Annotated in this window: 10 protein-coding genes and 1 tRNA gene; 6 read left to right on the plus strand and 5 right to left on the minus strand. The window is 68.9% G+C overall.

Annotated elements, in window-relative coordinates; translation table 11 throughout:
• Positions 1 to 45: 45 nt before the first annotated feature.
• Positions 46 to 879, minus strand: coding sequence for a lysoplasmalogenase (locus FOZ74_RS05025; RefSeq protein WP_255437798.1), 834 nt, complete (start codon positions 877 to 879; stop codon positions 46 to 48).
• A 111-nt stretch (positions 880 to 990) separates the two neighbouring features.
• Between FOZ74_RS05025 and FOZ74_RS05030 the strand changes: the two genes are divergently transcribed.
• Positions 991 to 2,478: an FAD-linked oxidase C-terminal domain-containing protein gene (locus FOZ74_RS05030; protein ID WP_146912039.1), complete on the plus strand. Its 1,488-nt coding sequence runs from the start codon at positions 991 to 993 to the stop codon at positions 2,476 to 2,478.
• A gap of 62 nt (positions 2,479 to 2,540) precedes the next feature.
• Here FOZ74_RS05030 and FOZ74_RS05035 read toward each other — a convergent pair whose 3' ends face one another.
• Entirely contained in the window at positions 2,541 to 3,269 is a 729-nt protein-coding gene (locus tag FOZ74_RS05035) for a PhaM family polyhydroxyalkanoate granule multifunctional regulatory protein (RefSeq protein WP_146912040.1), read from the minus strand.
• Positions 3,270 to 3,302: 33 nt separating this feature from the next.
• Entirely contained in the window at positions 3,303 to 4,058 is a 756-nt protein-coding gene (locus FOZ74_RS05040; RefSeq protein WP_146912041.1) for a tyrosine-protein phosphatase, read from the minus strand.
• 79 nt (positions 4,059 to 4,137) lie between these two features.
• Between FOZ74_RS05040 and FOZ74_RS05045 the strand changes: the two genes are divergently transcribed.
• Positions 4,138 to 4,749, plus strand: a complete 612-nt coding sequence (locus FOZ74_RS05045) for a LysE family translocator (protein ID WP_146912042.1) — start codon at positions 4,138 to 4,140, stop codon at positions 4,747 to 4,749.
• Positions 4,750 to 4,770: 21 nt separating this feature from the next.
• Here FOZ74_RS05045 and FOZ74_RS05050 read toward each other — a convergent pair.
• Positions 4,771 to 4,846 (minus strand) — tRNA-Arg (locus FOZ74_RS05050).
• Between the two features lie 17 nt (positions 4,847 to 4,863).
• A complete protein-coding gene (locus FOZ74_RS05055; protein WP_146912043.1) occupies positions 4,864 to 5,493 on the minus strand; it encodes a TetR family transcriptional regulator in 630 nt (209 codons plus the stop codon).
• Between the two features lie 174 nt (positions 5,494 to 5,667).
• Between FOZ74_RS05055 and FOZ74_RS05060 the strand changes: the two genes are divergently transcribed.
• From FOZ74_RS05060 to FOZ74_RS05075, 4 genes are all read left to right on the plus strand, one after another.
• Positions 5,668 to 6,903 carry an efflux RND transporter periplasmic adaptor subunit gene (locus tag FOZ74_RS05060; RefSeq protein WP_146912044.1) on the plus strand — a complete coding sequence of 412 codons (1,236 nt, stop codon included), beginning with the start codon at positions 5,668 to 5,670 and terminating at the stop codon, positions 6,901 to 6,903.
• An 18-nt stretch (positions 6,904 to 6,921) separates the two neighbouring features.
• Positions 6,922 to 10,068, plus strand: a complete 3,147-nt coding sequence (locus tag FOZ74_RS05065) for an efflux RND transporter permease subunit (protein ID WP_146912045.1) — start codon at positions 6,922 to 6,924, stop codon at positions 10,066 to 10,068.
• 13 nt (positions 10,069 to 10,081) lie between these two features.
• Positions 10,082 to 11,533: an efflux transporter outer membrane subunit gene (locus FOZ74_RS05070; RefSeq protein ID WP_146912046.1), complete on the plus strand. Its 1,452-nt coding sequence runs from the start codon at positions 10,082 to 10,084 to the stop codon at positions 11,531 to 11,533.
• 106 nt (positions 11,534 to 11,639) lie between these two features.
• Positions 11,640 to 12,593, plus strand: a complete 954-nt coding sequence (locus FOZ74_RS05075; protein ID WP_146912047.1) for a c-type cytochrome — start codon at positions 11,640 to 11,642, stop codon at positions 12,591 to 12,593.
• Positions 12,594 to 12,622 lie beyond the last annotated feature (29 nt).

The following is a 12,622-nucleotide window of genomic DNA, read 5'->3' on the forward strand; positions in this document are numbered from 1 at the left end:
AGCGCGGCCCACCCGCGCGCCGGCGACCGCAATGGAAGGGCGACTTCAGCGCGCTGCCCGGTCGGCACTGCGCAGCACACCGGCAACGATCAGCAACTGCGCCGCGTAGTAGCTGCTGAGCACCCACAGCGGCGCCCAGGGCAGGGGCTGCACGAACCGGCTGGTGGCCAGCAAGGCGTCGCTGAGCATGAAGCAGCAGGCGCCCAGCGCCACGCACAGCGGCGCCGGCCCGCGCAGCGCCTGCCAGCGCGCCCAGGCCTGTGCCGCCATCAGCACGATGGCCAGCACGTAAACCGCCACCGGCAGACGCAATTCAGGCGGCAGCCCGCCGCGCCACAGGAAGGCGTACATGCCCGCACCCAGCGCCAGCGTGGCCGCGAGCGCCGCGCGCTGGGCCAGCCAGCGGCTGCCCCGGCGAAACAGCGCAATGTAGGCAAGATGCGCAAGCAGAAAGCTCACGAGGCCGGGAATGAAGCGGTCGGGCAGCATGAGGAAGACGTCGCCCGCCAGCGATGCGCCCAGCGCAAGCAGCAGCCAGGCATGCAAGGGTTTGAAGGAAAATCGGCCGTTTCCCCTTGTGCCACTTGCGCCAGCAGCTACCGCGGCGATAGCAAACACCATGGCAGCGGGTTTGGCAAGGCAATGCCAGGACGGCAGCGCAAGCGCGCCGGTAGCGGTGGCCATCGCGCCGGCCTGCGCCATCAGTGCTTCCCACAAGCCCAGCCCGCCGTGCCATGCCGCGCCCAGGGCCACGAGGCAGGCCAGCAGGGCGGCGCACCAGATGAGCCACCACGGCAGGTCGCCGCGCGTGCCCCAGGCCAGCGCCAGCGCTGCGGCCGCCGGCATGGGCAGCAGGCCCAGCAGCTTCGGGCCGCGCACGGTTGTGGAAACTATGGATGCGGCGGAGTGCATGGCGTGCGCGGCGTCGGCCGGGGTGTCGGTACTCCGGGATTGTGTGCTACCCGTGCCTGCTTGCGCTAGAGTTGCCGCATGCAGTCCGAACCCACCCCGGCCGAGCGCGCTGCGCGCCAAAGCGAGCTCGTGCAAGCCCTGGCCACCTGCCTGCCGGCCGATGCGCTGCTCTACCAGCCCGAGGACACCACGCCCTACGAATGCGACGGCCTGACCGCCTACCGCCAGCGCCCGCTGCTCGTCTGCCTGCCGCAAACCGAAGAGCAGGTGCGGGCCATACTGCAGACCTGCCACCGCCTGCGGGCGCCAGTGGTGGCGCGCGGTGCAGGCACCGGCCTGTCGGGCGGCGCGCTGCCGCACCCCATGGGCGTGACGCTGTCGCTGGCCCGGTTCAACCGCATCGTGCAGATCGACCCGCTGGCGCGCACCGCACGGGTGCAATGCGGGGTGAGGAACCTGGCGATCAGCGAAGCGGCGGCGCGCCACGGTCTGTACTACGCGCCCGACCCGTCAAGCCAGATCGCCTGCAGCATAGGCGGCAACATCGCGGAAAACTCGGGCGGCGTGCACTGCCTGAAGTACGGGCTGACGCTGCACAACGTGCTGCGCGTGCGCGGCTACACCGTGCAGGGCGAGCCCGTCGAGTTCGGCTCCGAGGCGCTGGACACGCCGGGCCTGGACCTGCTGGCCGCCGTCATCGGCAGCGAGGGCATGCTGGCCGTCACGCTCGAAGCGACGGTGCGCCTGATTCCCAAGCCGCAGACCGCCCGCTGCATCATGGCCAGCTTCGCCGACGTGCGCGACGCGGGCAACGCGGTGGCGGCGGTGATCGGCGAAGGCATCATCCCGGCAGGCCTGGAGATGATGGACGGCCCCATGACGCGCGCGGTGGAAGACTTCGTGCATGCCGGCTACGACCTCGCGGCCGCCGCCATCCTGCTGTGCGAAAGCGATGGCACCAGCGAGGAAGTCGAGGAAGAGATCGCGCGCATGGGCCAGGTGCTGCGCGCCGCAGGCGCCACCGCCATCGCCGTGAGCCAGAGCGAAGAAGAGCGCCTGCGCTTCTGGAGCGGGCGCAAGAACGCCTTCCCGGCCAGCGGGCGCATCAGCCCCGACTACATGTGCATGGACTCCACCATCCCGCGCAAGCGCCTGGCCGACATCCTGCTGGCGATTGCCGAGATGGAGAAAAAATACGGCCTGCGCTGCTGCAACGTCTTCCATGCGGGCGACGGCAACCTGCACCCGCTGATCCTGTTCGACGCCAACGACGCCGACCAGCTGCAGCGCGCCGAAGCCTTCGGCGCCGACATCCTGGAGACTAGCGTGGCCATGGGCGGCACCATCACCGGCGAGCACGGCGTGGGCGTGGAAAAGCTCAACTCCATGTGCGTGCAGTTCTCGCCCGCGGAGCGCGCCCAGATGCTGGCGCTCAAGCATGCCTTCGATCCCGAGGGCTTGCTGAACCCCGGCAAGCTCATCCCCACGCTGTCGCGCTGCGCCGAGTACGGCAAGATGCTGGTGCGTGGCGGGCGGCTCGCACACCCCGAACTGCCGCGCTTTTGATTTTATGGTCAAAACGGGCTCTAACGCCCGTCCATCAAGCGCTGCCAGCTATCAAAACCGGTTTATTTGCCGGACTTCCCGCCGGCCTTGCGCGCCGCCTTGGCGGGCACGGCCTTGCCGGCGGCCGGCCGCTTGCGCGCCTTGGCCGCCTTTTGGGCGGCGGGCGCCGGCGCGGCGCTCAGCGCCGAAGCCATTTCCTGCGCCGCTTTGACGGCCCCGGCCGTCATCTGGCGCGAGGCATCGAGCGCCGCCTGCTGGGCGTTCGCGTCGCCCATGGCCTGGCTGGCCAGCTGCTGGAATTGCTGCGTCAGCGCGCCCCACCACTGCAGCGGGTCCACGCCCGCCGCTGCGGGCGCCTGCGCCGCATCCTCATCGGCATCGGGCCGGGCCTGCGCTGCCGTGCGGGCGCCCTGCTCCGGCGCCGCGGGTTCAGGCGCAGGCTCAGCCGCCGGAGCAGGCTCGGGCGCGGCGGAGCCCGCAGTGAAGGCACCCCGGGCCAGGTCGGTCATCGCCACGTTCATGCCCTGCAGCGTCGCCAGTGTCATGCGCTGGACCTGCAGGGCCTGGATGGTGGCCGTCAGCGCCCCGGCGTTCTGTTCCAGCCAGAACTGCACGGTCTTGAGTTCGCGGATGCGCTGGTCGATCTCGGGCAGGCTCAGCGTCGGCGCGACCCAGCCGGCCAGCGGCGGCATGGCCGGCATGGCGCTGGCCGCGCCTTCCGAGAGCTTCTGCAGGAAGTCGAAACCGGGCACGAAACGCCCGAAGCCGAAGGGGGATGTGTCGCTGCTCATGTTCGCTCCTGAAGTGGCCGTCAGGCCGCCAGCTTAGCGCGCGGGCGGCTGCAGGTACAGCCGGGCCAGCTGCTGGCGCGCTGCTTCGCTCAGACCCAGGCGTTCGCGCAGATAGGTCTGTACGCCACCATGCTCGCGTTCGATCGCATCGAGCGCCGTCTGCAGATAGCCCGCATGCACGCCCCAGATCACCGCGTGCACCGCGCGCGTGCGCGCGTCGTCGGCCGGCGCGGGCGGGCGGCGGTAGAGCCGGTTGGTCAGCAGGTAGTCGTGCATCACCGTCTCGCGCGGCACGCCCAGCGCCAGCAGCAGCAGCGCGGCGGCGTAGCCCGTGCGGTCCTTGCCGGCGGTGCAATGAAACACCAGCGGCGCGCCGTCTTCCAGCAATTGCCCGAAGAAGGCCCGAAGCTGCGGTGCATCGTCGGCCACGAAACCCAGGTAGGTGTCGTGCATCAGGCGCTCGGCATGGCTTGCATCGAGCAGTTCCCCACGCGCGCTCAGCTCGCGAAAGCGACGCACCACGGTCGGCTCTATCGGCAGCGCGAGCTGCGCCACGCCGGGCAGCGCGTAGGCATGCTGCGCACGCTCGGCCTGGCCGCGAAAATCCACGGCGCGCGCCAGGCCCAGCGCGGCCAGCGCCTGGGCGTCCTCGCTCGTCAATGCCGCCAGGTGGTCGGAGCGAAACAGCCGGCGCCAGCGCACGCGCCGGCCGTCGGCCGCCGCATAGCCGCCGAGATCACGGAAATTGCTGGCCCCTTGCAGCGCAAGGGCGCGGTCGGTTTCGGTCATGGACCAACTGTATGCGAGCCGGCTGCCACCGGCTATCGCCCAGGCTCTAACATCGCGCCCTTCAGAAGCGGGAGCCGCGATGTCGCTCAATACCTGGCTGATCTACCTGCTGGCCAGCATCGGCCTGTCGCTTTCGCCCGGGCCCAACGGGCTGCTGGCGCTCACGCATGGCGCGATGTACGGCCAGCGGCGCACGCTGTTCACCATCGCCGGCGGGGTGCTGGGCTTCGTGGCGGTGATCGCGCTGTCGATGTTCGGCATCGGCGCCTTGATCCGTACCTCCGCGCAATGGCTCACGGTGCTGAAATGGGGCGGCGGCCTTTACCTGGTGTGGCTGGGCATCCAGGTCTGGCGCGCTCCGCCGGTCACCCTGGTGGAACGTTCGCAGTCCGGCCCGGGCAGTGCCCGGCGCATGTTCGGCCAGGGCGTGCTGTCGGCCACCACCAACCCGAAGGCGCTGCTCTTCTTCACCGCCTTCCTGCCGCAGTTCATGAATGCCGAGCACAGCCTGCTGCTGCAGTTTGCCATCCTGGCAGGCACCTTTGCCGCCACCGAACTGCTGACCGAATACCTGCTGGCCAGCGCCGCCCAGCGCATCAGCCCCTGGCTGGCGCGGGCGGGGCGGCGCTTCAACCGCGCCTGCGGGGGAGTGTTCATGGCCCTGGGGGCGCTGCTGCCGCTGCGCGGCTAGCGGCGGCGCGGGCAGGAGGGGTGGCGCGGCTGGCGGGGATCGAACCCACGACCCTTGGCTTCGGAGGCCAATACTCTATCCACTGAGCTACAGCCGCTGGGAGTAAGCCGCAAATTATCGCATGCGCCCCTGGGTGGCGAAGCCCAGACCACTCAGATAGACCTCCATCATCGCCGCACCGGCCTCTTGCAGGTCGAATGCGCCGCCGCCCAGGATCCAGGCCTGCAGCAGGCCGTCAAACAAGGCCTGCAGGCCCAGCGCGGCATCGGCCGCCGCCAGCGGCAGCCGCACGGATTGCTGCCTGGCGGCGAGCGTCATGTCGCGCATCAGCTGTGCGTGCAGGCGCTGCAGCGCCGCCTGGTGGCGCTCGCGCACGCCCGCCAGTTCGGCTACGTATTCCACCCGGTACATGGCAATTTCAAACACCCGCCGGGTGTGTTCATCCTCGGCCAGGCTGCGCAGCAGGCCCTGCACCACGCTGCGTACACGCTGCAAGGGGTCCAGCCCGGCGGGGGGATCGGCCATGGCCGCCTCCAGTGGCAGGGTGACGCGGTCCATCATGGCGTTGAACAGGTCCACCTTGTCCTTGAAGTGCCAGTAGATCGCGCCGCGCGTGGCGCCCGCCGCCTGGGCAATCTCGGCCAGCGAGGCCCGCCCCACGCCTTTGTCGTAGAACACGCGCTCGGCTGCGTCCAGCAGTGCCTGCCGGGTGGCGTCGGCTTCTTCCTTGGTGCGTCGGGCCATCGGACAATTTTTTCAGGAACAGGGAAAATGCGCGGTTTGATGCAGTGGGTTTGATTATACATTCATTGATGTATGTATAATCGCGCCCTTGCCCGAAGACCCTTCGGTGTTTTCGGCCCTTCCAGACGCAATGGGCTGGAACGGCGGGCCGCACCCTCTTACTGGAAACAAGCAATGTCTCGACTGCCTTTCACGGCCGGCTCCGCCCAGCGCTCGCACGCCGGCGCCCTGGCGCTGACGCTGGCCTGCGCCCTGATCGTCAGCGCCTGCAAGCCTTCGGGGGCACAGGCTCCGGCTGGCGGCAATGCGCCCCCTGCGCCACAGGTCGGCGTGGTGACGGTGCAGCCGGGCGACGTCGGCCTGGTTGCCGAGCTGCCGGGCCGGCTGGAAGCATCGCGCGTGGCTGAGGTCCGCGCACGCGCCGCCGGCATCCTGCAAAAGCGCACCTTCACCGAAGGCAGCGAGGTCAAGGCCGGGCAGCAGCTGTTCCTGATCGACAACGCCCCCTACCGCGCGAGCGTCGCGCAGGCCAAGGCCAGCCTGGCCCAGGCCGAGGCCAGCCTGGCGCAAAGCCGCGCGCTGGCCGAGCGCTATGCGCCGCTGGTGGCGCAAAACGCGGTGAGCAAGCAGGACTACGACAACGCCGTGGCCGCGCGCCAGGCAGGCGAAGCCAACGTGGCAGCGGCCAGGGCGGCCGTGACCGCCGCGCAGATCAACCTGGACTACGCCAGGGTGACGGCGCCGATCTCGGGGCGCATAGGCCGTGCGCTGGTGACCGAGGGTGCGCTGGTCGGGCAGGGCAGCCCCACGCAGCTGGCCCTGATCCAGCAGATCGATCCGCTCTACATCAACTTCACCCAGTCGGCGGCCGACGCCCTCAAGCTGCGCGCCCAGCTGGCCAGCGGCAAATACAAGGCCGCCGGCGCCGACGCCGCCAAGGTAACGCTGGTGCTGGAAGACGGCAGCATCTACCCGCACCCCGGCAAGCTGCTGTTCACCGACCTCTCCGTGGACCCGAGCAGCGGTCAGGTGATGCTTCGCGCCGAAGTGCCCAACCCCGAGCACGCGCTGTTGCCGGGGTTGTACGTGCGCGTGCGGCTGGAGCAGGCGCAGGCGGACAACGCCGTGCTGCTGCCCCAGCAGGCGGTCACGCGCACGGCGGCCGGCGACTCGGTGCTGGTGGTGGGCGAAGGCGGCAAGCTGGCGCCGCGCCCGGTCAAGCTCGGGCCCAGCCAGGGCGACAACTGGGTGGTGCTGGACGGCCTGACGGCGGGCGAGCAGGTGATGGTGGACGGCTTTCAGAAGCTGCCGCGCAGCAAGCCGGGCGAGCCGGTGATCGTGCAGCCCGTGCCATGGAAGGCACCCGGCGCCGCGGGCGACAAGGCTGCGGCCCCCGCCGCCAAGTCCTGACCGCCCGGAGCCGAGCACATGGCCAAGTTTTTCATTGAACGACCCATCTTTGCATGGGTCATCGCCATCTTCATCATGGTGGCGGGCGCGGTCTCGATCACCAAACTGCCGATCGCCCAATACCCCGCGGTCGCACCTCCAACGATCCAGATCTCGGCGGTCTATCCGGGCGCCACCGCGCAGACCCTGGAGGACTCGGTGCTCGCCGTCATCGAGCGCGAGATGAACGGCGCCACGGGTCTGGTGTACGTCGAAACCACCAGCCAGGCCAACGGCACCGGCACGATCACGCTGAGTTTCGAGCCCGGCACCAACCCCGACCTGGCGCAGGTGGACGTGCAGAACCGCCTCGCGCGGGCCACCCCGCGCCTGCCCGCGGTGGTGGTGCAGCAAGGCGTGCGGGTGGAAAAGTCGCGCTCCAACTTCCTGCTGTTCTCGATGCTGACCACGCAGACGCCGGACGTCAACATCGAGGCCTTGAACGACTACGCCGCGCGCAACATCGTGCCCGAGCTGCAGCGCCTGCCCGGCGTCGGCGCGGTGACGCAGTTCGGTGCCGAGCGGGCCATGCGCATCTGGATCGACCCGGCCAAGCTCAAGGGTTTCAGCCTCTCGCTCGACCAGGTCAACGCCGCCATCCGCGCGCAGAACGTGCAGATTCCGGCCGGCAACCTCGGCGACCAGCCCAGCGTACCCGGGCAAGCCACCACCGCCACCATCGTGGTGCGCGGCCAGCTGAACACCCCCGAGCAGTTCGGTGACATCGTGCTGCGTGCGCGCACCGACGGCGCCTCGGTGCGCCTGAAGGACGTGGCACGCATCGAGATCGGCTCGCAGAACTACAGCGGTGGCGCGCGGCTGGACGGCGCCGAGGCCGTGGGCATGGGCGTGCAGCTGACGCCCACAGCCAACGCGCTGGAAACCGCCAAGGCCGTGCGCGCCAAGCTCGACGAGCTGCAGCAGTTCTTCCCCAAGGGCGTGGCCTACGCAATCCCCTACGACACCTCGGTGTTCATCTCCGTATCCATCCAGAAGGTGGTCGAGACCCTGTTCGAGGCGGTGGCGCTGGTCTTCCTGGTGATGCTGCTGTTCCTGCAGAAATTCCGCTACACCATCATCCCGACCATCGTCGTGCCGGTGGCCTTGCTCGGCACCTTCGCGACGCTGCTGGCGCTGGGTTTTTCCATCAACGTGCTGACCATGTTCGGCATGGTGCTGGTGATCGGCATCGTGGTGGACGATGCCATCGTGGTGGTGGAAAACGTCGAGCGCATCATGGCCGAGGAAGGCCTGTCCCCGCTGGAAGCCACGCGCAAGGGCATGGGCCAGATCTCGGGTGCGATCATCGGCGTGACCGTGGTGCTGGTTTCAGTCTTCGTGCCGCTGGCCTTCTTCCCGGGCTCGACGGGCAACATCTACCGGCAGTTCGCCGCCACGATGGGCACCTCCATCGCCTTCTCGGCCTTTCTCGCGCTCTCGCTCACGCCGGCACTGTGCGGCACACTGCTCAAGCCCATGGAAGAAGGACACGACCAGAAGCGCGGCTTCTTCGGCTGGTTCAACCGGGGTTTCCGGCGCACCACCACGCGCTATGAATCGGGGCTGGGGCGTTTGCTGCACCGCGGCGGGCGCATGATGATCGTCTACGCCGTGCTGGTGGGGGTGGTGTCGCTCATCTACACCCGGCTGCCGACCTCCTTCCTGCCCAACGAGGACCAGGGCAGCCTGATCACCAACGTGCAACTGCCCGCCGGTGCGTCCATTGCGCGCACCGAAGTGGCGCTCAAGGCCGTGGAAGAGTACATGCTGGCCCAGCCCGAGGTGCAGCACATCGTCACCGTCGCCGGCTTTTCCTTCTCCGGCCAGGGCCAGAACGCGGGCCTGGCCTTCGTGACGCTCAAGCCCTGGGACGAGCGTCCCGGCCCGGAACACGGCGCCGAGGCCATTGCCCAGCGGGCCACCATGGCGCTGTACGGTTTCCGCGACGCCTTCCTCTTCGCCATCAACCCGCCGCCCATCCCCGAACTGGGCAGCGCCGCCGGCTTCACCTTCCGCCTGCAGGACCGCGGCGGCAAGGGCCACGAGGCGCTGCTGGCAGCGCGCAACCAGCTGCTGGGCATGGCGGCGCAAAGCAAGCTGCTGGCCGGCGTGCGTCCGGACGGCATGGAAGACGCGCCGCAGATGCAGATCGACATCGACCGCGACAAGGCAGCGTCGCTGGGCGTGGGCTTCGACAGCATAGGCAGCGCGCTTGGCACCGCGCTCGGATCGGCCTACATCAACGACTTCCCCAGCCAGGGGCGGCTGCAGCGCGTCGTCGTGCAGGCGGACAGCGCCGCACGCATGCAACCCGAGGCGGTGCTGGACCTGCCGGTGCTCAACGACAAGGGGCAGGTAGTTCCGCTGTCCACCTTCGCCACCACGCGCTGGGTCACGGGCGCCACCCAGACCGTGCGCTACAACGGCTACCCGGCGATGAAGATCGCCGGCGGACCGGCCCCGGGCCTGAGCACCGGCGAAGCCATGGCCGAGATGGAGCGCATCGCCGCGCAACTGCCTGAAGGCTTCGGCTATGAATGGACCGGCCAGTCGCGCGAGGAAAAACTGGCCAGCGGCCAGGCCATGGTGCTCTACGCCTTCTCGCTGCTGGCCGTCTTCCTGGCGCTGGCGGCGCTGTACGAGAGCTGGTCGATCCCGTTTGCCGTGCTGCTGGTGGTGCCGCTGGGCGTGCTTGGCGTGCTGCTGGCCACGCTGCTGCGCGGCATGGCCAACGACGTGTATTTCCAGATCGGCCTGGTGACCATCATCGGGTTGTCGGCCAAGAACGCCATCCTGATCATCGAGTTCGCCAAGGACCTGCATGCCTCGGGCAAGAGCGTGTTCGAGGCTGCCGTCGCCGCGGCCCACCTGCGTTTTCGCCCCATCGTGATGACCTCGCTGGCCTTTACCCTGGGCGTGATGCCGCTTTTCCTGGCCACGGGGGCCAGTTCGGCCAGCCAGCGCGCCATCGGCACCGGCGTGGTCGGAGGCATGATCACGAGCACGCTGCTGGCGGTGTTCTTCGTGCCGGTCTTCTTCGTACTGGTGCGCAGTTATTTCAAAGGCAGCAAGCGCCAGCAGGCCCATGACGCCGAGCAGGCACAACTGCATGGCAACGTGCACTGAGAGCAATCCAACCATGACCCAAAGCACTCCCTTCCTGCGCACGCGCGCCGCCGGAACAGCCCTGGCGGCCGCCGTGCTGGCCGGCTGCAGCTTCATTCCGAACTACGAGCGCCCAGTGGCCCCGCTGCCCACCAGCTATCCCGGTGCAGTCCCCGCGGACGCGCAAGGCGCCAGGGCCGCCGCAGACATCCGCTGGCAGGACTACTTCACCGACCCGCAGCTGCAGGCCCTGATCGGGCTGGCGCTGCAAAACAACCGCGACCAGCGCGTGGCCATGCTTCGCGTCGAGCAGGCGCGCGCGCAGTTCGACATCCAGCGTTCCGCGGAATTGCCCACGGTCAATGCCATGGGCACCTTCACGCGCCAGCCGAACCCGGCCAACGGTAACAAGTACGGCTCGGTCTATCAGGCGGGCCTGGCCGTCACGGGCTGGGAGATCGACTTCTTCGGGCGCATCGCGGCGCTGAAGGAACAGGCGCTGGCCCAATACCTCGCCACCGACGAAGCCCGCAAGGCCGGCCAGATCAGCCTGGTTGCGGCGGTCGCCTCCGGGTGGCTCGCACTGGTGGCCGACGAAGAACTGATGGACCTGTCGCGGCGCACCCTGCAGACCCGCGAGGAGTCGGTCAAGCTCACGCGCCTGCGCCTGGACCATGGCGTCAGTTCCGAGCTGGACCTGCGCCAGGCGGAAAGCCTGGCTGAACAGGCGCGTGCGACGCTGGCGCAGCAGGAGCGCCAGCGCATGCTGGATGAAAATGCCCTGGCCTTGCTCGTGGGCCAGGCCATCCCGGACGAGCTCCTGACCCGGCCCGGCCACAGGCGCCTGGCGGGGACCGCGCCCATGCAGCCCCTGCCGGCCGGATTGCCCTCGGAGCTGCTGCAGCACCGCCCGGACATCATGGCGGCGGAACAGCAGCTGATCGGCGCGAACGCCAGCATAGGGGCGGCGCGCGCGGCGTTCTTCCCGCGCATCGCGCTGACCGCACAGTTCGGCAGCACCAGCACCGAACTGTCGGGCCTGTTCAAGGGCGGCAGCTGGGCCTTTTCGCTGGCACCGCAGGCGGTACTGCCGATTTTCGATGCCGGGCGCAACCAGGCCAACCTCAGGGCGGCGCAGGTCGGCCGCGAGATCGCGGTAGCCCAGTACGAAAAGTCCATACAGACGGCCTTCCGCGAGGTGGCGGATGCCTTGGCCGGTCGCGCCACGCTGCAGGACCAGCTGGACGCCCAGATGGCGCAGACGCGCTCGGACACGCGCCGCTTCGAACTGTCGGATTTGCGCTATCGCAATGGCGTGGCAAGCTACCTCGACCTGCTCGACGCCCAGCGCTCGCTGTTCGCTTCCGAGCAGGCACTGGTGCTCACGCGGCTGCAGCAGCTGCAAAACCAGGTAGTGTTGTACAAGGTGCTGGGCGGAGGATGGAGCGCGGGGGAAGACACCACCGCGGCCACCGGGCGCGGCTGAAGCCCTGGGCCGGTGGGCTCGCTGCCCGGCAGCAGGGAACAAAGGCACGCTCCTATAATGGAGAATGGATTGCGCAGGCGATCCGTCCGTCAAATGCGAGAAAACAATGACCAACGAAAATGAAGAGACAAGCCACGGATTGATCAAGACCCCGGGCCAGACCCTGCTGGCCGCTTCGCTGGGGTTTCTGGCGCCCGTATTCGTCATCATGGGTCTGGTGTACTACTACTCTTCTGCACCCAAAATGGCGCCGGGCGGCGACAACAGCGCCCAGTCCATTGATCAGCGCATCCAGAAAGTAGGCAAGCTGGAAGTCAGCGACAACAGCCCGCGTGCCGCGCACAGCGCTGAAGAGGTCTACAAGGCGCAGTGCGCCGCCTGCCACGCCAGCGGCGCTGCCGGCGCGCCCAAGTTCGGCGATGCCGCGGCTTGGGCACCGCGCATCAAGCAGGGCCTGGAAGCGCTGGAGCATTCCGCGCTCAAGGGCAAGGGCGCCATGCCGCCGCAGGCCGGTGGCCAGTTCGACGACACCGAGATTGCCCGCGCCGTGGTCTACATGGCCAATGCCGCCGGGGCCAAGTTCGAAGAACCCGCAGCGGCGAGCGACGACGCCTCCGCCGCTTCCGAGCCGGCAGCTGCCGCACCCGCGAGTGCTCCGGCACCTGCGGCCTCGGCCGCGGCGGAAAAGCCGGCAGCTGGAGAGTCGTCCGCAACCCCTGCGCCTACCCCCGAACAGCCGGCGGCCGGGGAATCGTCTGCCACCCCGGCTGCCGCATCGCCCGCCCCCACGCAGACGGCCAGCGCTGAAGATGACGCGCATGCCGCCGCAGGCAAGAAAATTTACGACACCACCTGCGCAGCCTGCCATGGTACCGGCGTGGCTGGCGCCCCGAAGTTCGGCGACAAGGCTGCCTGGGCGCCCCGGCTGGCGGCGGGCTTCGACGAGGTGTTGAAAATCGCCACCCACGGCAAGGGCGCCATGCCGCCCAAGGGCGGCTCGAACGCCTCCGACGCGGACTTCAAGGCTGCGGTTGAATACCTGGTGAATTCCGCCCGGTAAGTGCGCTTTCCGCGCCCTCCGCGCCCTTG

This window comes from Comamonas flocculans (assembly GCF_007954405.1).
GTDB lineage: Bacteria > Pseudomonadota > Gammaproteobacteria > Burkholderiales > Burkholderiaceae_C > Comamonas_C > Comamonas_C flocculans.